19 protein-coding genes are annotated in these 21,343 nt (G+C 50.6%); 6 read left to right on the top strand and 13 right to left on the bottom strand.

What is annotated here, in order from left to right:
* Positions 1-1,004 precede the first annotated feature (1,004 nt).
* The 3 genes from QEH52_RS17425 (at position 1,005) to QEH52_RS17415 (ending at position 3,848) form a co-directional block, all read left to right on the top strand.
* Positions 1,005-1,388 (top strand): pyridoxamine 5'-phosphate oxidase family protein, encoded by a 384-nt coding sequence (locus QEH52_RS17425; protein ID WP_308952211.1) that lies wholly within the window; start codon positions 1,005-1,007, stop codon positions 1,386-1,388.
* Between the two features lie 403 nt (positions 1,389-1,791).
* Positions 1,792-2,085 (top strand): hypothetical protein, encoded by a 294-nt coding sequence (locus tag QEH52_RS17420; RefSeq protein WP_308952209.1) that lies wholly within the window; start codon positions 1,792-1,794, stop codon positions 2,083-2,085.
* Positions 2,086-2,525: 440 nt separating this feature from the next.
* Positions 2,526-3,848, top strand: a complete 1,323-nt coding sequence (locus QEH52_RS17415) for a peptidylprolyl isomerase (protein WP_308952208.1) — start codon at positions 2,526-2,528, stop codon at positions 3,846-3,848.
* A 371-nt stretch (positions 3,849-4,219) separates the two neighbouring features.
* Here the strand turns inward: QEH52_RS17415 and QEH52_RS17410 are convergent, their stop codons facing one another.
* Positions 4,220-4,801, bottom strand: a complete 582-nt coding sequence (locus QEH52_RS17410; RefSeq protein WP_308952206.1) for a DUF2726 domain-containing protein — start codon at positions 4,799-4,801, stop codon at positions 4,220-4,222.
* Positions 4,802-5,057: 256 nt separating this feature from the next.
* Complete coding sequence (locus QEH52_RS17405; RefSeq protein ID WP_308952204.1) at positions 5,058-5,594, bottom strand: hypothetical protein; 537 nt, start codon at positions 5,592-5,594, stop codon at positions 5,058-5,060.
* Positions 5,595-5,638: 44 nt separating this feature from the next.
* On the opposite strand from QEH52_RS17405, the gene QEH52_RS17400 reads away from it, so the two are divergent.
* The gene (locus QEH52_RS17400; protein WP_308952203.1) at positions 5,639-6,559 is read left to right on the top strand and encodes an HNH endonuclease; all 921 of its coding nucleotides are present in this window, start codon (positions 5,639-5,641) and stop codon (positions 6,557-6,559) included.
* Positions 6,560-6,681: 122 nt separating this feature from the next.
* Here QEH52_RS17400 and QEH52_RS17395 read toward each other — a convergent pair whose 3' ends face one another.
* A complete protein-coding gene (locus QEH52_RS17395) occupies positions 6,682-7,098 on the bottom strand; it encodes a hypothetical protein (RefSeq protein WP_308952202.1) in 417 nt (138 codons plus the stop codon).
* A 539-nt stretch (positions 7,099-7,637) separates the two neighbouring features.
* Between QEH52_RS17395 and QEH52_RS17390 the strand changes: the two genes are divergently transcribed.
* A complete protein-coding gene (locus QEH52_RS17390; protein ID WP_308952201.1) occupies positions 7,638-7,847 on the top strand; it encodes a CBS domain-containing protein in 210 nt (69 codons plus the stop codon).
* A gap of 2 nt (positions 7,848-7,849) precedes the next feature.
* On the opposite strand, the gene QEH52_RS17385 is transcribed toward QEH52_RS17390, so the two are convergent.
* The 10 genes from QEH52_RS17385 to QEH52_RS17340 all read right to left on the bottom strand — a co-directional run bounded on the left by QEH52_RS17385 (position 7,850) and on the right by QEH52_RS17340 (position 20,982).
* Complete coding sequence (locus QEH52_RS17385; protein ID WP_308952200.1) at positions 7,850-8,074, bottom strand: hypothetical protein; 225 nt, start codon at positions 8,072-8,074, stop codon at positions 7,850-7,852.
* A gap of 234 nt (positions 8,075-8,308) precedes the next feature.
* The gene (locus tag QEH52_RS17380; RefSeq protein ID WP_308952199.1) at positions 8,309-8,467 is read right to left on the bottom strand and encodes a hypothetical protein; all 159 of its coding nucleotides are present in this window, start codon (positions 8,465-8,467) and stop codon (positions 8,309-8,311) included.
* 18 nt (positions 8,468-8,485) lie between these two features.
* Positions 8,486-9,319, bottom strand: coding sequence for a restriction endonuclease (locus QEH52_RS17375; protein WP_308952198.1), 834 nt, complete (start codon positions 9,317-9,319; stop codon positions 8,486-8,488).
* Positions 9,320-9,325: 6 nt separating this feature from the next.
* The gene (locus tag QEH52_RS17370; RefSeq protein ID WP_308952197.1) at positions 9,326-10,267 is read right to left on the bottom strand and encodes a restriction endonuclease; all 942 of its coding nucleotides are present in this window, start codon (positions 10,265-10,267) and stop codon (positions 9,326-9,328) included.
* Between the two features lie 108 nt (positions 10,268-10,375).
* Positions 10,376-13,483, bottom strand: coding sequence for a DEAD/DEAH box helicase (locus tag QEH52_RS17365; protein WP_308952196.1), 3,108 nt, complete (start codon positions 13,481-13,483; stop codon positions 10,376-10,378).
* A complete protein-coding gene (locus tag QEH52_RS17360) occupies positions 13,480-13,914 on the bottom strand; it encodes a (deoxy)nucleoside triphosphate pyrophosphohydrolase (RefSeq protein ID WP_308952195.1) in 435 nt (144 codons plus the stop codon). The genes QEH52_RS17365 and QEH52_RS17360 overlap by 4 nt, the downstream gene beginning before the upstream one ends.
* Before the next feature lie 188 nt (positions 13,915-14,102).
* The gene (locus tag QEH52_RS17355; RefSeq protein WP_308952193.1) at positions 14,103-14,786 is read right to left on the bottom strand and encodes a hypothetical protein; all 684 of its coding nucleotides are present in this window, start codon (positions 14,784-14,786) and stop codon (positions 14,103-14,105) included.
* Entirely contained in the window at positions 14,764-18,393 is a 3,630-nt protein-coding gene (locus QEH52_RS17350; protein WP_308952192.1) for a DEAD/DEAH box helicase, read from the bottom strand. The genes QEH52_RS17355 and QEH52_RS17350 overlap by 23 nt, the downstream gene beginning before the upstream one ends.
* 538 nt (positions 18,394-18,931) lie before the next feature.
* Complete coding sequence (locus QEH52_RS17345; RefSeq protein ID WP_308952191.1) at positions 18,932-20,461, bottom strand: SAP domain-containing protein; 1,530 nt, start codon at positions 20,459-20,461, stop codon at positions 18,932-18,934.
* Positions 20,462-20,679: 218 nt separating this feature from the next.
* Positions 20,680-20,982 carry a hypothetical protein gene (locus tag QEH52_RS17340; RefSeq protein WP_308952189.1) on the bottom strand — a complete coding sequence of 101 codons (303 nt, stop codon included), beginning with the start codon at positions 20,980-20,982 and terminating at the stop codon, positions 20,680-20,682.
* Between the two features lie 139 nt (positions 20,983-21,121).
* On the opposite strand from QEH52_RS17340, the gene QEH52_RS17335 reads away from it, so the two are divergent.
* Positions 21,122-21,343, top strand: a 222-nt coding sequence (locus QEH52_RS17335) for a hypothetical protein (protein ID WP_308952188.1), incomplete at its 3' end; no start/stop codon positions are given.

Genomic DNA, 21,343 nt, shown 5'->3' with positions numbered 1-21,343 from the left:
GCATGCGTTCTGTATTTAACCGCAGATGAACGCTGATACACGCCGATGAATCAGATCACACTCGAGACTCCTCCCCGGTTCGAAGAACCGAGGCTACTTTGGAAGTGGGAAGTGGAGAGTTTGCTAGGAGGTTCCTTTTGTAGGGGCTTCACTTGTGACGCCCGCGTCGTGCATGCGTTCTGTATTTAACCGCAGATGAACGCTGATACACGCCGATGAATCAGATCACACTCGAGGCTCCTCCCCGGTTCGAAGAACCGAGGCTACTTTGGAAGTGGGAAGAAGGGAACGTGGTCCTATCCAGTCTTTATATTATGCGCAGAGCAGGCAGTGGAGAGAGGGCGTCCCGCCCTACGCCGAATGGGAGGCGCGCTAGCCAAAGCGCACTTCTGATTTTCTAGAAAGTCGCTGCTCAGCCAACCGCAGCCACGGCAGCCAATGCGGAGATTGGCGATCCCGGGGGGAAAGCCACGCGGCGAGCATCCCGCAGCCTCGATCCTCCGGATCGGGGAGCGTCATCCCAGCCCAAGCCCTGACTAGTATCCAGCATCATACAAAATAAGCCGCGTCTTCCCAAGTCAGCGTCCTTGCAAGCCCACGTCCTTACAAGTTCCAGCGTCGTATCAGATTCACGTAAATTCACGTAAATTAACGGTTCAAGTTCCAGCGTCGTATCAGATTCACGCAAATTAACAGCCAGCCGCGTGGAGCGTAGCTCTTTACGCGGTAAATTTTCCCATCCCAAAAAACTCACGTCCCCAGCGTCCTTGCAAGCCCACGTCCTTACAAGTTCCAGCGTCGTATCAGATTCACGTAAATTACATGTCACGGCGTAATGAAATGAAGACGGAACGGTTCACGTCCCCACGTCTGATCAGCCGCCACGTCCTCTCATCCTCACGTAAGCTTCGCGGTTCTTATGGCCCCTATCAACTTCACTGCTGTTTAGCTCCACTTGCAGGCGTTCGCTTGCAGGCATCCCTGGATTTCACAGCGTGCACGGTATGATTCAGCTACCGCAAGAAATCCTCGAAGCCTGGGAAGTTCGCGATCCCGTGGCCGTATTCACCACGGTTGATACCGAGGGCGTGCCCAACACCATTTACGTCAGCATGTGTGCGCTACGCGCCGACGGCCGCGTCTTGATCGGGGATGTCCACTTTAGCAAGACCTTGAAAAACCTGCAGCAAGGTTGCGCTCAAGTGTCCTTTCTCTTTTTCGCCAAAGACCACTCCGCGTATCAGCTCAAAGGGCAGGTCCGCTACGCCAGCGAGGGTCCCCTCTTTGAAGAAGGTCAATGCCTCGCCAAGCCCGAGTTCAGTTTAAGAGGCGTCGTCGAGATCCAAATCACCCAAGCCTACAAAGGCTCCGAGCAACTCGGCCTTTGAAGAGTGAAGGGGCGGAACGTCGAACGTCCAACGTCCAATTTTGAATGTAGGACGGACGCCTCAAAGTAGCGGGGCTCTTTAGACCCCGTTCCGTTCAGCCGTGTCCCAGTGGGGAGTTTTCACTTGCTGCGGCCTGCATCGCCGGAGGCGACGCATGGGCATGGGGCGAACATTGAACGTCCAACTACTTGCCCTGCATAGCCTTTAGGCGAAGCATGGGTCGAACGCCCAACATCGAACATCGAATGGGAGATGACGCGAGTGCAGGCCTACAAGTCCCGACTTAAGCGGCTGCGTATAGATTTCGGGAGTGTGAATATGGAGAGTGGGCGTCCCGCCCTACGCCGAATGAGGAGGGCGCCTAGCCAAAGCGCACTTCAAGTTTTCTAGAAAATCGTTGCCCGTGCCACCGCAGCCAATACGGAGATTGGCGATCCCGGGGGACAGCCCCGGCACTTTTATCGTATCCTCGATCCTCTGGATCGGGGAGCGTCGTTTAAGCCCGCAACCACCGCAGCCAATACGGAGATTGGCGATCCCGGGGAAAGCCCCGCACTTTTATCGTATCCTCGATCCTCAGGATCGGGGAGCGTCGTTTAAGCCCGCAACCACCGCAGCCAATACGAAGATTGGCGATCCCGGGAAGGCGGCCGTATCTGCTGCGCTGACCCAACGCATTTTTTTAACCGCAGCGTAAAGGCCCCTGTCCCACGCGGCAGGCGTTATCACCGCTAATGACACGCTTATGATTCGAACCCCATCATTCGATTCTCCCAAGTCGCGTCCTTACAAGCCCACGTCCTCCCAAGCCCACGTCCTCACAAGTTCCACGTCCTTACAAGTTCCAACGTCCTATAAGATTAACGCCAATTAACGTAAATTACATGTCACGGCGTAATGAAATGAAGACGGAACGGTCCAAGTTCCAGCGTCCTATAAGATTCACGCCAATTAACAGCCAGCCGCGTGGAGCGTAGCTCTTTACGCGGTAAATTACATGTCACGGCGTAATGAAATGACATGTGAGGGCGTAGCGCGTGAAGCCCCAAGACGGAACGGTTCAAGTTTTCCCCCTCCGCCCCATCAACGGTATGATTTACAGTTGATCCGCGGTCAGGGCCTTGCACAGTCGCTGGTGTGCAACGTATCCTACTATTCCTACTACTTTCGCTCCTCGTCACGGTTCGGCTCACAGCACAGATCTATGCCGATATCTCCCTGGCCGAAGGGGGCGAATCACTCGGCAGCATCCGGGTGCAGCTCCACCATCAAGCCGCTCCCCGCACCGTCGCCAATTTCATCGGACTCGCCACGGGCGAGCGCGCCTGGATCTCGCCGACGACCGGCGCGGTCCAGAGCGGGGTGCCGTATTACGACGGTCTTAGTTTCCATCGCCTCATTCACGATTTCATGATCCAGGGCGGCGATCCGCTCGGGACCGGAGCCAGCGGGCCCGGCTATGTCTTCCAAGACGAGTTCGATCCCTCCCTTCGCCACAATGGCAGCTATGTCGTTTCGATGGCAAACTCAGGCGTCAACTCCAATGGCTCGCAGTTTTTTATCACACTCGAGGATTCCAGTCACCTCGATGACTTACATACTGTGTTCGGCATCGTCATCGACGATGCCAGCGTGCCCGGCAGCCGCGCAGTGATCGATGCTTTTAAATCCAGTGCCAATTTCCCGACCGACAGCAGTGACCGTCCATTGACGCCGATCAGCATCGAGTCCGTGAGCTTCTCCGGGCCCGACTTGGCCAGCTTCGATATTCACGACCCCGCACTCGGCCTGCCCACCGTGCACGGCATAAAGTCCCGCCTGCGTCACGATGCCGAAAATAGTCAATTTTTCCTACAATGGTCACGCCAAGATAAGTGGGACTATCCCCTGTATTATGGCAACGATCTAGAGAGCTGGACCCGCGCTACAAATATTTTGAGCATGGGCAATGACTCTGCTGCAGAAGTGGAGCTTACAAACCTGTTTGCCGGCGACCGCGGCTTTGTCACGATGGCAGGGGTCGACTATAGTCACATGCCCGATATCCGGCCGGAGCTCTTTGGTGCCGGCGACAGCCTAGTGCTCGCGATCGAGGGCGGTACACTCACGCTCACTTTCGATGGTGCCGGCGCCGGCACTTGGTCCTTTGAAGATACCGACGCAATCGTCACCGCTGGCGCGATTACGCAATACTATCGACCGAACACTTCGACACTCTATGGCATCCCCACCAGCGGCCTCTTCACCAGCCCGAACTATTACAGCTACGCCCGCAGCCTAGCTGCCCGCGAAGTCGTGGTTTTCTTCGATGACCCCGTGGGGCCCTACGGAATCACAGCCATCCAAGCCCAGCTCTCCTTTCACAGCGACAGCAGCGGTTGGTACAACGGCCCCGTCAATGCAGACGAAACTCTCACGAGTCCATTCCGAGGTACCTTTACCTGGGCTCCAGGACCTTAAGAAGAAATTGGGAACGTCCAACATTGAACGTCCAACGTCCAACATCGAATGGGAGATGACGCGGGTGCCGGGCTACAAGTCCCGCTTTCAAGCAGCCACGTGTAGTTCTCGGGAGTGTGAATATGGAGAGTGGGCGTCCCGCCCAAAGCCGAATGAGGAGTGCGCGCTAGCTAAAGCACACTTCAAACGTTCCTAAAAGTCGTTGCTCAGCCACCGCAGGCCAATCTCCGTAATCTATGGTATCCTCGATCCTCTGGATCGGGGAGCGTCGTCGCGGCCCGTGCCACCGCAGCCAATACGGAGATTGGCGATCCCGGGAACTTGGGCGTTCTCTCGTGGCAGGTCCAATAAGTCTATAATTCCTGTTTTGCTTATGCAGACACTTGTGTTGGAGCAGGCGCTTCGTTGGACGTTTCCTCTTCGAATAAATAGCGTTTAATATATTCTTCGTTGTAAGTCATCCGAGCCGGGACACGTATTAGAAGGACTCCGGCATCGCGCATTGCTCGGTCATTGTATTGGTCGGCCTCTTTGCTTTTCTTTTTTTGGTGGCTCTTGTCGTCGAGCTCGATGCAGGTGACCACTGCAAGTGTAGTCGGGTCACAAATGACGAAGTCTATATGGCGCGATTTGATACGTCCTCTCAAACTTTGCTTTTCACGATGTTCAACTTCCTTGGGCACCTCAATAATGTCCTCCATGCGGACCTTCGCGAATAGATGCCAATGTGGTTCGACCAAGGGTTGTAGCACTTTAAAGAACGCGTGTTCATTCGGCGTCAGCAGACTTTTGCACGCTTGGTAGGGGAGCTTAGCTTCTTGATTTGGATCTATTTTTGCTTTGGAGGAAGCTTGGTTCTGCGCGCCAGGCTTCCCGATCAGGTCGCGCGCCAGTCCCAAACCAAAAAATAAAACAGCGAAAAGGCCAATGATGGCGTAAATTAAAAGATCCATCGCGGCAGTTAAGCGAGCGATTTTTCTGTATCAATATTAGAAACTCAGAAACCCAAAATAATGGCTAAATAGAAAAGCGTTAATCGAGTCACCGACTCACGCCGCTTTTCTTCGCCCACAGTGCCGGGCTACAAGTCCCGCTTTCAAGCGGCCACGTGTAGTTCCGGGAGTGTGAATCTGGAGAGTGGGCGTCCCGCCCAAAGTAGCGGGGCTCTTTAGACCCCGTTCCGTTCAGCCGTGTCCCAGTGGGGAGTTTTCACTTGCTGCAGCCTGCATAGCTGGAGGCGACGCATGGCCATGGGCCGAACATTGAACGTCCAACTACTTGCCCTGCAACACGTCCGCCGACACGTCCGCCGTAGCTCGAAGAGCGTAGGAGGAAGCTCGAAGAGCGAAGGAGGAAGCCTTTAGGCGAAGCATGGGTCGAATATCGAATGGGAGGTTGGCGATCCCGGGGAAAGCCCGGCACTCTTTTGTAGCCTCGATCCTCTGGATCGGGGAGCGTCCTCGCGGCCCGTGCCACCGCAGCCAATGCGGAGATTGGCGATCCCGGGGAAAGCCCCCGCACTCTTTTGTAGCCTCGATCCTCTGGATCGGGGAGCGTCCTCGCGGCCCGTGCCACCGCAGCCAATGCGGAGATTGGCGATCCCGGGAGAAAGCCCGGCACTCTTTTGTAGCCTCGATCCTCTGGATCGGGGAGCGTCGTCGCGGCCCGCAGCCATCGCAGGCCAATGCGGAGATTGGCGATCCCGGGAACTTGGGCGCTCTCTCGCGGCAGCTCCAAAATGTCCATACTTCCTGCTTTTCTTTCGTTAGCGGAACCTCATTGTTTGGATCGTGGCACTTTCCGATCATATTGAAACCCTTTACGACCTGCGACGCGACCGCAGTGGTGGCTATGAAAAGCCTTATAAACCAGCTCTCTTGCTGGCGCTGATCGATCGGATTGAGCTTGGCGAGGTCTTAGATAATCGCTTTTTACTAAGTCTGCAATTGGTCGAGCGTTATCGGGATTATTTACGTGTTGTTGGCGGCCCTGATGATCATGACCGAATTCACTACCCCTTCTGGCACCTTTGCGGGGATAAGCTTTGGATGTGTTACGATCGCAATGGTCAGCCTCTTTATGTTAGCGGACAAAATGCTTCCAGCTCACCTTCTGTTAAATGGATTCGTGAGCATATGAGCCATGCTTCGCTCGATCCTGAGTTATTTCAATGCCTTTTGCAGGCACCAGAGCGCGAATACGTTCGGCGGGTCTTGATTGACCGCTACTTTCCTGCGCAACGAGAATTGTTGTGGGCCTTGCTCGCTGTCCCTGCCGATCAAGTGCAAGCTGCCGAAGATTCTGCCCACTACAATAGCGATCCCATCCGCACGGCTGCTTTTGCCAAAACGGTAAAAGCGGTCTACGACTATCGCTGTGCCGCTTCCGGTCTGCGCTTCCGTTTGCGTGATCTCACCATTGTGGATGCTTGTCACCTCATTCCATTTGCCGAGAGTCATAATGATCATCCCACCAATGGGATGGCGCTTTCCAAGAATCATCATTGGGCCTTCGACCGTCATTTGATCAGCCCAGAACACAGCCAGGCAGGCTTGGTTTGGAAAGTCAGTCCCTTGCTCGACGATCGGATCGAAGGTCATCGTGAGCTCATCGAGCTGAACGGACGCAGCGTGTTACTTCCAAAGGAAAAGAAATTTTATCCATCAGACGATGCGATCGCGTGGCGCGTCGAGCGTTTGCTGCTGGGATGAATGGTTATGAATATAGTTTTAACTACAGTGTATGATATTAACTTGCTCGTAATATTCACGCTCAATGTCAGGGGGGCCGTATTGCACGGTAGGGCTTCGTTGATTTCTTTCGCGAGGACGATCTAATTACTTTCAGTAGCTCTTGGGTCGATCCACTCAGAATTGTGGCGTGCGATGATTCTTACCTTTCGTCTTTTTTCATATTTTTGATTAGCTTTAACATCGGACCTTAACCAGAACAAGCGCTCGAAGTCCTTGGCATCGAAAGTATCGTCAACACGCAAGCTCTGAACGAGTTCGTAAATACCACCGCGGGCCGATGCTGAATAAGGAATTCTGACATAGTTTTCGTTGTCTCTATAACGGCCGTTTGCCTGTTTCGCATTTAATTCTTTGCCACTGAAGAATTCTAACTCGACTCGTTGGGGTTCACCAGAGCTTGCTTCGATTAAACAATACCGACGGACGGATCCTTCGGCAGTGATTGTTATGAGACCCATTATGAATGAATAGATGATATTCTTTTTGAAGATGTTCATATCGTTTTATAGAGTGGAAACGATCTCGATTTTTAAAGCATTATTTATTCAGAGTCCTGCTTATGTATGCCTTCCGCGTGCATGCCGAAGCTTAGAGCGCATCGTCGTTCGTTTATGAGCCGTCAGCGTTTCCTGATAGAGTTCTTTCGCCCAATGCAATCGGTAGGCTTCAGCGTCTTTCCAATTGTTAAACCACTCGCCGCAGCATTTTGGTCCGATCTGCTGCGCAGTCGGTCTTGTCGGCTCGGGGCCTCGGAACGTAGGGGCCCTTTGAATCACGATGGGTGTAGAAAACGGAAATCCGACCCTGCGCTTCCCGGGTGTCCATCATTTCTAGAATGTGTTGATAGATCGGCTCTACGCTCATGGCATCGCGCAAGGCCTTTCGTCTTTCAGCTTCTTCGGGTGTTAGCTCGTCGAGTTGATCACAAAGCCCCGCCCATTGGGCGTCCGCGGGGTAGAGTTGCTCGTCCTTAATTTCGCCTGTGTCGTGAAGCTTCCAGATTATTCTTGCCGGTTGTGATGTTGTCCGGTCTCAGATGTCTATGAAATTAGATTATACCAGTATCACGCGCCAAGACTTCATGCATTATTTTCGTGATGATGAAATGTTGAACCAGTTAACCACCGATGACCGTATCGAAATTTTTCAACAAGTGCTCCCCGGCAGTTCCTACATCAGCCAGGAGCTCCTAGGAAATCTGCTACGCGATTATTCGGTCAATGGGTTGCAGGTGTTGGAGCTTTGAGGTTAGAACTTATTTAGAATCTGTTTGAGTTGCTCAATCGCCTCTGGGCTGAAACGGATCGATTGGCTTTTCTTGCCGAGGATTTTGCGGTCAGAGGACCCATAAGTGTCGATTTGTAGTTGTTGCTTCCCATTGTCGTCTACGACGAATGAGTAAGTGCAGTCGACTTCAGTGTGTTTTGAATCGCGTTCAAGGGCTTGATGGATCAGTTTATTGATAAGTGCCATGTGGGTGCGTTGCTGTATTTTGAATGTTTCTAGGAGCGTCAGATGAAATCTAACGAAGTATTGGGTGTATGAGAAAGTCCAACTTTAAAGCTGCTGTAGAGGCTCTCGGCTATGGGATGCGTATCGCTAGCGCTCATTATATTTACAAGGATGCGCTAAGCCGTTTTCTGAGTGGGTTGGCATAGAGATTCCCGCCTTTTTTCTGCTCTTCCAACACCCGCACCCGCAGCGCGATCAGTCGATCGACCACAGATTCTGAGCGTCTTCCAAGCCAAAAACTTCAATCCGCAGCATCGCCTGTAACCATTCCAGTCCCTTGAGGTAGGAACTGGCCTTGCCGCTGCCTTCTTTGTTGTCAGTGTAGAGGTAGGTTTCGAAGTTTGATTTATACATGCCCAATTTGTGGTTTTTTTATCTAGGGCCGGAGTGCTTCAGGGTTCCACGGCATTTTGGAAAGCGGGAGCAACCCCAGAACGGTTTGAAGTCTCCCGTACGCCAAACCATGAGTGAATCGCATTTTGGGCAATGATGCTCTTTGCATTTTAATATCTGGTTGAGTTGTTCTGTAGATAAAGCATTCAACGCGCGTTCAGCCAGTGCCTCACCATTAACGAGGCCTATGCCATGTTTGGCTGCGAAATCCATTGCGGGCTCAGTACTGTGGCCTGAGAAAAATACTGCTGCTTTATTGACCTCAAAGTCGATCATGCTTCCTAAGAGTTGACGTATGACAGGTTCGCGAATTTTCCAAGTTCGCCAATGCTTGCATTGGATTAAGGTTCGAGTCTGATTTTTCTGAACGATCAAGTCGACGCCACCATCAGGAGAAGCACCACCTTTGCGCGCTACCGTAAAGCCTTCGGCTTCGAGAATAGATGCGCAGAACTTTTCAAACTGATACCAGTCTATTTCTGACATGTATTTCAGGATTTCACTAGTTGTCCATCTGAAGATAGGTGCTTGAGCTGATGTGAATGTCGAGCTGATTGGTCTGGGATTCGGTTGAACATTGACCGAGTTATTCTGTGTCAATTGGGACCAGTCTGTTCTTTGTATGACCAAGATGATGCCGACCAAAGCTGCTAGTGCAATGCTAGCGAGTAATACCAGAACGATTAGGCCTACGAGTCGTTCCGCAAACCCATTCAATCCTCCTCCAGCGAGAGCGATGAGAATGAGCACTGCGAACACGGCTTGTATGCCTAATACTGCTTTGTCTTCTTTTGCCTTACGTCGTCTTGTCACTATCGTTTAACCCTCAAAGTAATCTGAGTCGAGTCGTTTAAGTTCAACTGTACGCACGGTCGATACGCCGATGTTGTGTTCAATCATCAGGTCTGCAAGGCGAGTGCCGTCGATCAATATTACTTTTTGTGAAATACTTTCGGCATACTCGATGGCAGTGGTCTTAAAGCTGCTCGTGGTGATGAAGACTCCTTTGTTAGCTTGTTTGCCTGCAAGTGCACCTACGAAGCTCTGTATTTCCTTACGCCCGATTGTAGAATCCTGTTGGTAGCGCTTAGCTTGGATGTAGATGACATCGAGACCGAGGCGGTCATCGTTGATGATCCCGTCGATGCCCTCATCATTTGATTTTTTAGTGACCTGAGCGGCTTCACTCCGTGAGCCGCCATAGCCCATTGCAAAAAGTAAATCGACCACTAGCTGTTCAAATTTGTAGGGGTCCATCGCAAACATATTCTCTAAGAGCTCGTCGGCGAGTAGACGATGTAATCTATTGTAGGCGGTATCGATTAGTTCGTCGGGAGTGCTCTGTGCAAGGCTGTTGTCTGGCTGCGCTTCTTCTGCTTTTGAGCTTTGCTTCTTCCGACTCGCTGCCTCCCAGGCTGCTTCATAACCCTCTAGATTCTTTAGGTCTTGAACGGTGATTGGTCCCGTGTGCGCCTTTAGGTATTCGCTTCCTTTGTCAGTAATCTGATAGGTGAACTTTTCAGTGGGGTGCTTCTGAATGAATTTTGCTTTGACTAAAGCGCTCATAGCCCAGCCCGCACGATTCTGTATGTGTGTCTGTCCACTCTTAGTTCTTGAGCTTCGGATCTCCTCAGAGAAATCATACTTCTCAGCTATTTTTTGAACACTGGTACGCCTCATGATAGAGCCCTGACTCGCAAGCTCGAGTAGTGGTTTTAGAAACTGGTCCCATGTCGGAAGTTGATCTGGATTTTTCTGCATGTTGTATCAATCTAAATTAAGTTTTTAGCATTCCTTATAGTCTTTGGCTACTTCGAAGGTCGAATTTAAAATCTATTTACCGTTTGTTCTCTTTTCGATAAGCACGGTTTAAACGGACCTAGCCTCTTCGAACAGCTCTGCGGGAATGGGGTGATCCAGCTCCCAGGTCATTGAGATCGGTCGGTTGCCTTCATAGTTCAATAGTTCTTTTGCGCTTCCTAAGAAAATGAAAGGGGAGGTTTCGCGGTCTTGTCTTTTGTTGAGGCGTGCAAAGAAAAGGATCGTGTAGCCTCGTTCTCTGAAATGTATGTAGTTCTGTCCTGTCTTACTGGACTGACTGGTATTCGACTGGCTTTCCCAATGCAGTTTTGTCCGGCTGATGGGATAGTCTCTGTATTGCGTGGTGGGCGAAAAGTCGGATTCGTCTTTGTTGAAGGTGACGAGATGGACGTAAGTCTTGAGCGGTTCGATATGTATGACGCCTTGTCCGGTCGGGCCTGTTTTATCTATGCTGGATAAATCGAGTGCTGCTTTGATTTCTGCAGATCCATACTGTGCATGTAGCTTTAGGTCGCATGGGTAAGGGAGTTGGATATTGCGAATACTTGCTGTGTGTTTTGATTGTTTCCATGCGGCGATTTCGGCGGCATCCGCAGCTACGCTTGGGTTCGATTGCCACTTACTAAAGGAGCCTTCTGCACTGTCGACGCCAACGTTTTCTCCTTTTTGGCCCCACATAATGTAGTGCATCGCGGTCGCTTGCTGGCGGCCGTAGGTCTGGGTGGCTTCTTCGACTTTGGGGTCTTGGTTGAGCTTTTGGAAGTTGCTTAGTAAGTCAGGGTCGTTGCGTAGCACTAGTCTCGGCAATGCTTTGCGAGCAGTCTTTATATCTGGATCTCTGGGGGGCGCTTTTTGATGCGCCAGGGCTTTCCATTCGCTCCAAGTCTTTTTGGAGAGGACTTCAATGGGTGACAGCTCAGTTGCTTCGATGAAATTTCCGAAAGTGAGTGGTTTGGATTGTTCTTCGTCCCAAGTTTGAATCACTTCTGGAATGAATTGTTTGAGGTTATTTAAGACTTCTTTGATCTTTGAGAGGACTCGTTCGCGCGCGACTCGTTCGAGTTGAATGCTGCATCCTGGTGGCAAGTTGGGGAAGTCGTTCTCGATTTCCTTGTCGATACGCTGACGCTTGCGGGAAAGTAGCGCTGCGAATTTTGTATCCAGACGATATTTTCGGTGGGTTTGCCCGACGAAATCCAAAACTGTGAGGCAGTCTTTGTTGATGGCGTGTCGTAGACCGCGTCCGAGTTGTTGCAAAAATACAGTGAGGCTTTCCGTCGGACGAAGAAATAGGACAAGATTGATTTCTGGTATGTCGACGCCTTCGCTTAGCACATCCACGGTAAATAGAAATGTCAGTCTCCCCTCGCGGAAGGCGTGAAGCCTTTCTGCCCGAATGTCTCGTGCGGTGCTTCCTAGCAAGACGGCCGATGGGATGCCTGCTTGGTTGAAGTGATCCGCCATGTATTGTGCATGCTTCACTCCTGCGCAGAAACCAATGGCACGAACTTCACTCAGGTCGGGTTGATAGCGCTCGATCGCTTGAAGGACTGTGTCAACGCGAGTCTTCGCTCGTATGTCATCGCCAGTCAGGACGGCTTCTAGCTCACGTGAATCATAGCGTCCATTTGTCCAAAAACGATCGTCCGTTAGATCGATACTATCAGTCACCCCAAAGTAGTGAAAGGGGCATAGCAGCTTCTCTTCGAGCGCTTCGGGCAGTCTAATTTCTGCGGCAAATCTATCGTCGAAATCGGGCAAGATCGAACTGCCATCCATGCGTTCGGGCGTCGCTGTTAATCCTAGCAATATTTGGGGGTGTAGATGCTCGAATAGGGCGCGGTAGCTGCTGGCGGTTCCATGATGCGCTTCATCAACAATCACATACTCAAAGTGCTTGGTTCCATAGCTCTGCCATGGCTTTTTGTTATTTAAGCTTTGGACCGATGCGAACACGTGTGTCCACTCTGTGGGTTCGATCCCATCAACCAGTAATTCGCCAAAATTCTGATCTTTAAGAACGGTGCGAAAGCAGCCTAAGGCTGTTTCTAGGATCTCTTTTCGATGAACCACAAAAAGCAAAGGAGGCTTTGTATTCCTGTCCTCAGCGAACTGCTTGTAATCAAGCGCCGAAATCACCGTTTTCCCTGTTCCAGTGGCGGCGACTACGAGATTTCTTGAGGAGCCTGCTTCGCGTGCGATGGCCAATGCTTCGAGGATGCGCTGTTGAAATGGTTTGGGTGTGATGTCCGCGAAGAATTGTGGGCCTGCATTTTTACTTAACTTGTAGTCGTTGATTGCTTTGCGGAAGCGCACGAATTCTTTCTCTTCAAATACCTCAAACTCGTTGCTTTCCCAATAGGTTGAGAACTCAGCAACGAAGCGCGACAGGATGTGGGGCATGTCTTGAGCCGTCACTTTGACGGTCCACTCTAGACCTTGCGTCATCGCTGCATGTGACATGTTCGCGGAGCCAATATACGCCGTCGAATAGCCTGAGTTTCGGATGAAATGGTATGCTTTGGCATGAAGCCGTGTGCCGCCTGTGTCGTAAGATAGGCGGACATCTACATTTGGTAGTTTCGAGAGCCATTCTAATGCAACCGGATCGCTCGCTCCCATATAGCTCGTGGATAAAATGCGAATAGGAATGTTACGCTGTGCCAGTCGCTCAAAGCTTGGTATCAGCAGGCGCAGGCCTGACCATTTGATAAAGGAGACTAGGATGTCGACACGGTCCGCAGTTGCCATCTCAGCGCGTAGTTCATGTTCGAGTGCAGGATCGTTACCAAGCCCTGTCAGTAGTGCACTCGTCGACAGAGGCGTCTGAGGACGGGGGAGGGCGGTTTTGCTATGATTGACCTCAGTTAGGAGGTTCTTGCTGTCAGAGAGTAGTCGATTCCTCTCGATGTATTCTAGGCCGTCCGTTGCGGCTAGCAGTTCAATGATTTGATTGAGCAGTGGAATGCGTGCTTCGGTTTTAGTGCTACGAAGTGCCTGCTGTAATAGTTGGGCGATAAATTGGGCGTAAGTATGTGGCGCCGCTTCATCATCAATTTTCCGTAGAATTGAAATGAGCTCCGGGTTCGAACCCAGCGTATCGCTTAGCTCTGTATCCAGCAGACGTTCGTATATTCCAACTTCTAGTTCACTCATTTCGATAATTCAGTATGTCGCAGCATTTCAATAATCGGCAAGTCGGCGGGTGCCCATTCTAGTTGATCACAATCGTCTAACGCAATCCATCGTGCTGCCGCATGCGCGTGCAATTCGCCCAACTGCGGACGTTTGTCTACTTTTGAAAGGAACGGTGTAAGCTGAATCGTTCCAAAGTCATATTCGTGCGTCACCGCAGGCAGGCGTGTGAGTGCGCCGAGTTCGATGCCAAGCTCCTCAACAATCTCACGTCGGAGTGCCGCTTCTGCCGATTCGCCGATGTCAATTTTTCCGCCAGGAAATTCCCATCGCAAGCCAAGTGGCTTATCTTCGGCTCGCTGCGTGGCCAGGATCTGATTGTCTTGATCTATGGCGACGAGGCAGACCACCTCGATGACTTTATGTTTTGGAACTGAGTTAGTGTTCGCCATGCCGAAGGGGGTAAATTTATGGAGCTGTGGACTGAATTAAGAGGCTAGGTTTTGGATTACAAGGGTAACGACATGTCCCCATTCTGGCTCTTTTCGACTTGTTGGGGTTGAGCTTCGTGTCAGGGAGGGGAATGTCCATTAAGGGGTATTTGATCGGCAAGCTGTTAAAACGCTTCACTTCGGAAGGTTTATATAGCTGCCTCTAGCGAGAGATAGAGGAGGTAGCCTGCCCCACCTGCCGCCAATACGCCGACGATCGCAACGAAGGTGACCCACTTCTGCATCGTTGCGAAGTGGTTTGTAATCATTGCCTTCATCGCTTCGTTTTCATCTTTTAACTGTTTGAGTGTTTCTTTGTTAATTTCAGAGGCATGTGTGCGTGATTCGGTATCTGCTTTCTGGATCAGCTCATGTGTTTTCTGACTGGTCTCGCCTAGACGTGCGGTCGTTTCCTTATTTAGAGCAGCTAGGCTTTCAAGTGCGGATTCGTTTTGCGCTTCGATCCGTCCCAAGTGTGTCACACTTGCTTCCTTGGTCGATACCATCACAGATCCTAGGCCACTGACATCGTCTTTTAAGGTGCCAACGCGTGCCGACAAACTATCGACTAGCCCTTTGAACTCTCCTTTGAACTCTGCGAGTTGGTCGCGGATGCCATCTCGTTGGCGTTCGATTGCTTCCAAACGATCATGGATCGCTTCTGCATTGAGTCCTTCGAACTGCTTGTCGAGGGCTTTGATTTCAGTATTCATTGCTTGGAGTGCATCTGCTGCTCCTTTGAATGCCTTGGCTTGGTCTCGATGATTTCTCATCTCTTTGACCAAGCCATCGACGACCTCAATTTGTTCCTCAAGATTCTTGTTTCGTGACATATAGTAACCTCTCTAGTTGTGTATTAAATATTTGTTGGCTGATCGATTCCTGTAATGGCCCATTCAGTGCTAACTCATTTGAGTCAAGTATGTTTAGTGCTAGCTCCCTTGTCGATTCATTCGCATAGGCATCTTGGATCAGTGGGGCTAACAGGACTTTTGTAGTATAGTGCCGTTCAGCAGTGGCGTTTACGACCCAAGCGATGGCTTCCACTATTTGCCCTGTCTCGTTTTCTGCGAGTTCGAGATGGTCCGTTATGAATCGCAGTATTTTTCTCACGGTGTCTTCGCTCTGATCACGGCCACTGTAGGCTTCAGCGAATATCGAAATGAAGTGCCAGTCGCCGCGTGGCGATTCATCCAGTAGGCGCCGCGTTTCCCAGAACAGTTGTTCGGCATCTTCGTAATCTTTGATTGTCTGCAAAATCGTCATTGCCGCGACTAGAGATGCTTCCTTGTTTCGCAGGGCTTCCAGCGTGTTGGAAAATTTAGAGCGATCAAAATACCTTTGGATGAATTTACGTGCTTCCTTTGGCTCTTTCGCAGCTAGTCGGCAATACTTCACCATTGTTCGAATCGACTCACGGCGTTGATAGGCTATTCGAGCGTAGATAAAAGAAATTAGGTGCTCGCAGGCGGCCATCGACATACTGCCATTGTAGTTCTGGTCTGCTGCGGTCTGCACCTTACTCGTTAACGTAGTGAAGTCTGTTGGTTCATAGCGGCAGTAATAACTATGGAGTGATTCCAGCGTATGTAGCTGTGCAAGCTCGATGTCACTATCTTCTAGATACTTTTGCAGTGCCGCGGGGATATCTAGCAAATAGACCGTGTTCCGTGCCATCCCGCTCACAGTATAACCGTCAATCATCCCTAGTATTGTTAGGTAGCCAATGAATCTTCCCAGCGAGTCGATCGAGTATTTAGAACGACCATTACGAGTTAGCAGTTCAGTGTCTTCTGCTGCTAAACTAATTTGCTGTCCAGGATTCGCCTTTAGCTTTTTGAAGACGATTCGCACTAGAGTTGAAAGGACTCGCTGGTCTTCCTCGATGCCGGGGAAGTTCATGTCGTGGAAGTAGCGAAGCGTGCTGACATCGCCACTTAAATACTTACTGTTGGGCTTATTGTTGATCCAATCGTCTGTTGCCTCAGGAGTATCGTCTGAGAAAATTAGGTCACAGTAAGACTCCGAACCGTCACGACCTGCGCGTCCTGCCTGCTGGTAGTAGCTTTCAAGTGAGGCTGGCATCGATAGATTAATGACGTAGCGAATTCTAGGGTGATCGATGCCAACGCTGAGCGCGTTGTTTGCGATCATACAGCGCACTCGGCCACTGACAAATTGTTCAAATATTGATTTTTTGTAGCTCTGCCATTCGCGATCCGACACCCCGATTTCAGTAGGTGCACTGCCAGTGTAGATACCTGCGTTAATATCCCCAAGCTCTTCTGTTCGGTCTTCGAGTGGGCATAGCAATTGCTCGGCTTGTTGGTCACCAAAAATCCAGCTGAAAGCATCGAAAACGCTGCCTCGTGTAGTCCCAAAGATCATTCCATATTGATCCTTTAAGAGATCCTTAGATTTGAGCTTTTTACTCGTCTCCTTTAAGATCGCTATTAAGCGTTCGGCCTTTTTTGATTTTGGGGTAGCGAGCACACGATAGTGCAGCTCTTTTCGTTCAAAGGTATTTGGGCGTATGATCGCTTCGCTTCCATGGATTCCTAATTGCCTAGCTAGGTCGATTAGCACTAGTTGAGAGGCTGTTCCCGATAGGGCCAATATGGGAGGCGGCGCGCCACCTGATACCGCATAGCGACGTATGTTTTTCGCTAGTTCTAAATAGGCAGGGCGGAAGTCATGTCCCCACATGGATACGCAGTGTGCTTCGTCAATCACAGTGAGGCCTATTCGGTAGCCCGATTGGCTCGCAGCAAAGAGTGCTTGCCTGAAGTTCTGCCGTAGGAAACGTTCGGGCGATATGAACACAAAGAGATAGCTCCTCATTAGTTCGATTAAGCCTGATTTATCTTTGATACGGGAGCCCGAGTGTAGCGCACGCACATGAGTGACTCTTGAGCGACGCTGGAGCGATGCGACTTGATCGTCCATGAGCGCGACTAAAGGGTCGACGATTAAGCAGACGCCTGGAGTCAGTAAGCCTGACATTTGGTAGCACATCGATTTGCCACCACCTGTTGGCAGTAGTCCGATCGTATCACCCTGTGAGAGTAGGTGTTTTAATACACGCACTTGATCGGGGCGTAGGCATTGCTTACGGAAGCACTCTTGAACAAACGGGTTGAGTTTATCCTCGTCTAGGTGGTCGATGTCGATCCACCTACGCTCGGTGTTTGCTCGAAAAGTTGGCAGGCTTGTATGTCGGAAGCAGTTTCGTATGCAGTAACTCCATGTGGCATCCAGATAGGGGTAGATCGGCTTCAAAGAACTAGCTTGCACGGACACATCGATAAACAGATCGAGGTTGTCTTGCTGAGTCGCTCTCGGCACGATTTGAATCTCAAATAGTTCGAGCTCATTGAGCTTCTTCTGGCACTCTTCAACGTGACTGGAATCAAGTTGAGTGCCATAGTTGATACAGCGTATCTGCTTTATGCTTGGTGGCGTGAAGCCATATAGCTTCCATAGGTTTTCTAATCTTCTGAAAAAAGAGTAAACTGCGATCTCTGCGCAAGGTTGATTTCCCGTATGTATGCCGATACTTAGTGCTTCATCTTCGATTAATTTGCGGTTGAGAAGCGCGTCGAGAAGCGCGGCTTCTACTCGGTGAAGAGCGAATGGACTGAGGAGGAAATGATCTTCTGCGCTAGCGCGCTTCAGATAGTTGGCGGCTCCGATTTTTGAAAGCACGGCTTTTATCCGTTTTTCGCTCTTTGCTGTGCCGATTGTGCTGTTGTCGATACGCACCGTCTCAATCCCGAGCTCTGTCCTGCATACTGCTTCGCGATTTGTATCACGTCCTTCGTCAGTTAAGTCATGGTCGCCTGGTTCGAAGACCACGCCTTTGCCATCAGGGAGCATGACCAAGAAGTCCAGTCGCTGCGATTGGAATGCCTTTGCCGCTTCCTCGGGGAGTAGCTGGTCCAGTCGGCATTGTGGGTAGATATAGCTGGCTAGGTGTGCGCCGCCGACTTCGACTAGCTGTTCATAGAAACGCTGCTCATTCTGAGGGTTGTCAGGATCAAAGGGATTGTAATCCTTAGTGTCTGGGAGCTGAAGGGGATCTGTAAACGATGTGAGTTGCAGATAATGCGCTTTTAGGCGCTCTGGCGCAGTATAGGCGATATCATGTGGCTTATCATGATCGACCTTTGGCTGTAGCCGTTTCGGGAAAAGGTGAAACAGTAGCGCCTCGACGTCTGGTTGTAGGTATGTCCGGCTGCCTCGGTAAATGAGCTTTTGATACACTTCGCCTAGTAGCTTAAGTTCGTTAGGGATGCCTTCCGCTTTCGAAGCGTCATGCTCGATCGTATAGTAACTCAGTGCATTGAGAGGATCGGCATCAGTCACATCGTCCGAGAACTCTGAGCCGAAGCATGACCAGTCGGCACTTCCATACAGATACTGTCGCTGAGTTTTATTCATCGGAAGGTCTTAAGCTCTTCAGTAGTTGATTTTAGCTTGGTCATATTTATATGTTTTTTTCCCTGATTAGGCAGGCTGAAGCTTCCCGATGATCTCATTGTTCTTCTTCGCAACTGAATTTAGCTTGTCGAAAAGTGCGCAGCGACGGGCTCCTTCGTCGGCTAGGAAGCGGCTGGCTACAGTGCCGACGACTCCGAGCCACTATGTGTTGGTGGCGGCTACGAGTGTGCCGCCTAAAATGAATGAGAGATAGGCCTTGCCAGTTCGATCGCCGGCGGATCGTGCTTTTGGGAATAGGGTGAGGTCTTCGGCTTTGTAGGTCGGGGCTGAAAATGTGGTCTGCTGAAAATATGGTCATGTCGTTATCTTTGTAATCGGGCCTGGCGCGTTGAGCTGGAATGCTCACTGCTGGTTGATCGCGATGCTGCCGAGAGCTGCAAAAAGGATCATGTCGTTCTGTTTGCAATTCGCCCATTTCAGTCGGCTGTCTTTGGAGGAAGATGACACGTCCAGTCTCATGGTTCTTGTTGAATAACTATTAAATAATCGCTGCGACCAACGCCGGATTGAAGCGGCCGGACTGTAGCAAATAGCCTAGAGGGAAGGCACCGGCGTCCTTCTTCGCGGCCCAGGACTCTGCGAGCGTTTTTAGTTCGGTGGCGGTGATCATCGAGATCATCGTGCCATTCTCGACTTGGTATTGCATGGCAATGAGGCTGGATTCTGGAGTGAAGTCTGGGCCGATGACTAGAAAGCCGGAGACCTCTTTTTCGGACTGCTGGATGTAGCCGTCAAACTGCCGGATGTGATCCTTTAAATTCACTGGGCTCTCTTTCGATTTGTTGTCCCAGTAAATGATGCGATCTTTGTGGGAGAGGGCGCCATCGGCGTGGTTCGTGCCAACCAGTTTGAGTGGCTTGTGTCCGAGCATTTTTTCGAAGATGTAATTCGTTACTTCTTCGAATTTACGCTCAATCTCGATGTCCTTGTCAATCAACTGCTGGCTGCGGAGTCCCTTGATATTGCGATTGGCGAAGTCTTCAAAGTATTTGAGGAGCACTTCGCGTTCGTCGGTCACTTCATCGCTTTTCTCGTGCAGATCATTGTAGAATCCGATGACACGTTCAATTAATTCGGTTTTAGTGCCTGAGACGTTTAAGCCTAGCTCGCTGCACCATTTGTTCATGATGCCTAGTGGCAATCCATCGCGAGGCGAGGTGCCGCCGAGCAGCACGCGAGGGCTGAGCTGTTCGAGGGCGATACTGGAGAGCTCTTCAAGAGTGGGATTCTTCTCTGTCTTAATGCCGACCTTATCGAGGGCGGACTTGATGTAAGTTTTGGAGCGAACCGCTTTGTATTTCAGTAATTCAGAGTAGCCGTAGTCGCGCATTTCAATGCCTAAGACTTTAGAGATCGTTACGGCGATCTCAGAGGGGATAACGTCAAAGTCAGTGCCGTCGTTGTCGCGAATCGCGAATAGGAGCCCACTGGCTTGCAGCTCGCGGCGCACTTCTTCGATTTCCTGACGAGTATGTATCTCGTTCTCTTCTTTCGGGAACTTACCTAGCTGCGCCTCGATGATTCGCAACTCCGTCGGCGTTACCAGAATGCGCTCCCGGATCTTTTCGATTAGATTCTTTTCATCAATGGACAAGTCATCGTTATGGTCCCATGCGGCTTCCAAGACGAACTTCATGAATTCCAGGTCGCGAGTCCGCTCGTTTGTCTTCTTTAAAATGTCTTCGTTTGAGCGATCAACGATAGCTTGCTCCCATTTGATGATGTCCTCGTCTGTAGAACGCTTGGGTGAAATGTATTCGTCGCGTTGTAACACTATGTTTTGTAGTATATGTGGCCCGATTATACGAATGTTTCTATTTGCATGAAGTTTGATTTTATTTAGAGCTGCCGCGACATTACTTTCGTAGTAATATTGAGGGGCGGTTTTTATGAGAGCGGATTTTATCTCTTCTTCGTTCAATGCACGGTAATCGATGACGTAGGGGCCAGCGATGCGCTTGAGCTCAGTTAGGGTTGAAAGGTCTCGAACGCATTTGGCAATATTCATGTTTTTGGGGGTTAGATTGGTTTAAGGTTTGATGGGATACGAAGGAGCTCAGCTTATATTTGATACCTTTGGGAGCGGAGGTTCACAAACTCCCTATGTGTGCTAGAGTTATGGTTTTATACGGGTAAAGTGTATTGTGGGCTCCTAGTGGCAATTGGTTGTTGGGCATGTGTAGTGGTGCTTGTTATGATGGATGTCTCTGCGCTTGTTGCTCATTTTCATGGTCTTTGATTCGATTGCTTAGCATCTTCCTTGCCTCGCTGTCGCTCCCAGCGCCATTGCAGTCCCGCCTCTGCTGGCCAGAAGCGTCCTTCTTTGGGCAGCAGGACGCTGCGGCCGTCCAGTTTGAGCAGTTCTTTGTGGCCTTCGAGGCGGTCGTCGTCCCTTTCGACAGGCTCCGGGCAGGCAGGTGATGTGCCGTGCTCAATCAAGTCGATCAGTGCCAGCAGTAGGGCGGGCTTGTCGGGCTTTTCCCAGCCCGAGCCGCGGTCGCGCTTTAAATTGTAGAGTTTACTGAGCAAATTTTCGATATGTGGAACGTTTTTTGTATTAAAAAACGGCGATCTTAATGTGCGGGGGCGGGCATTTGGCTTCGGATGGGAGACATTTTACGAAAAGTAAACGTATGTTTTAATGCTGCAAAGCTAATTTTACGCAAATTTGATAAGTCGCTCGCAGGCACAGCAGGAAGCGGGGGCGTATGGTGTGGGTTTTCGTAGCCAAGTGCTTCAGCCTTGGTTCGTGCTGGGCGGGGGGGCTGCGCATACGCTGACGGGCGCTAAAGCAACCGCTACTTTGGGAGCTACCTCAAACTTCAATCGGGCGGGACGCCCGATCTCCATTAAACTCTCCACTTCTCACTGCGCCAAGTGCTTCAGCCTT

Source organism: Thalassobacterium maritimum, assembly GCF_031127805.1.
In the GTDB taxonomy this organism is placed as follows: Bacteria; Verrucomicrobiota; Verrucomicrobiia; order Opitutales; family Coraliomargaritaceae; genus Thalassobacterium; species Thalassobacterium maritimum.
This window is presented reverse-complemented; position numbering and strand designations above follow the sequence as displayed.

Excerpts from the sequence above, each read along its gene's own strand:
- QEH52_RS17345 (WP_308952191.1), bottom strand. The coding sequence starts at position 20,461 with ATGAATATTGCCAAATGCGTTCGAGACCTTTCAACCCTAACTGAGCTC.
- QEH52_RS17425 (WP_308952211.1), top strand. The coding sequence starts at position 1,005 with ATGATTCAGCTACCGCAAGAAATCCTCGAAGCCTGGGAAGTTCGCGAT.
- QEH52_RS17385 (WP_308952200.1), bottom strand. The coding sequence starts at position 8,074 with ATGGCACTTATCAATAAACTGATCCATCAAGCCCTTGAACGCGATTCA.
- QEH52_RS17395 (WP_308952202.1), bottom strand. The coding sequence starts at position 7,098 with ATGAACATCTTCAAAAAGAATATCATCTATTCATTCATAATGGGTCTC.
- QEH52_RS17370 (WP_308952197.1), bottom strand. The coding sequence starts at position 10,267 with ATGCAGAAAAATCCAGATCAACTTCCGACATGGGACCAGTTTCTAAAA.
- QEH52_RS17365 (WP_308952196.1), bottom strand. The coding sequence starts at position 13,483 with ATGAGTGAACTAGAAGTTGGAATATACGAACGTCTGCTGGATACAGAG.
- QEH52_RS17390 (WP_308952201.1), top strand. The coding sequence starts at position 7,638 with ATGTCTATGAAATTAGATTATACCAGTATCACGCGCCAAGACTTCATG.
- QEH52_RS17405 (WP_308952204.1), bottom strand. The coding sequence starts at position 5,594 with ATGGACATTTTGGAGCTGCCGCGAGAGAGCGCCCAAGTTCCCGGGATC.
- QEH52_RS17355 (WP_308952193.1), bottom strand. The coding sequence starts at position 14,786 with ATGTCACGAAACAAGAATCTTGAGGAACAAATTGAGGTCGTCGATGGC.
- QEH52_RS17350 (WP_308952192.1), bottom strand. The coding sequence starts at position 18,393 with ATGAATAAAACTCAGCGACAGTATCTGTATGGAAGTGCCGACTGGTCA.
- QEH52_RS17360 (WP_308952195.1), bottom strand. The coding sequence starts at position 13,914 with ATGGCGAACACTAACTCAGTTCCAAAACATAAAGTCATCGAGGTGGTC.
- QEH52_RS17380 (WP_308952199.1), bottom strand. The coding sequence starts at position 8,467 with ATGTATAAATCAAACTTCGAAACCTACCTCTACACTGACAACAAAGAA.
- QEH52_RS17410 (WP_308952206.1), bottom strand. The coding sequence starts at position 4,801 with ATGGATCTTTTAATTTACGCCATCATTGGCCTTTTCGCTGTTTTATTT.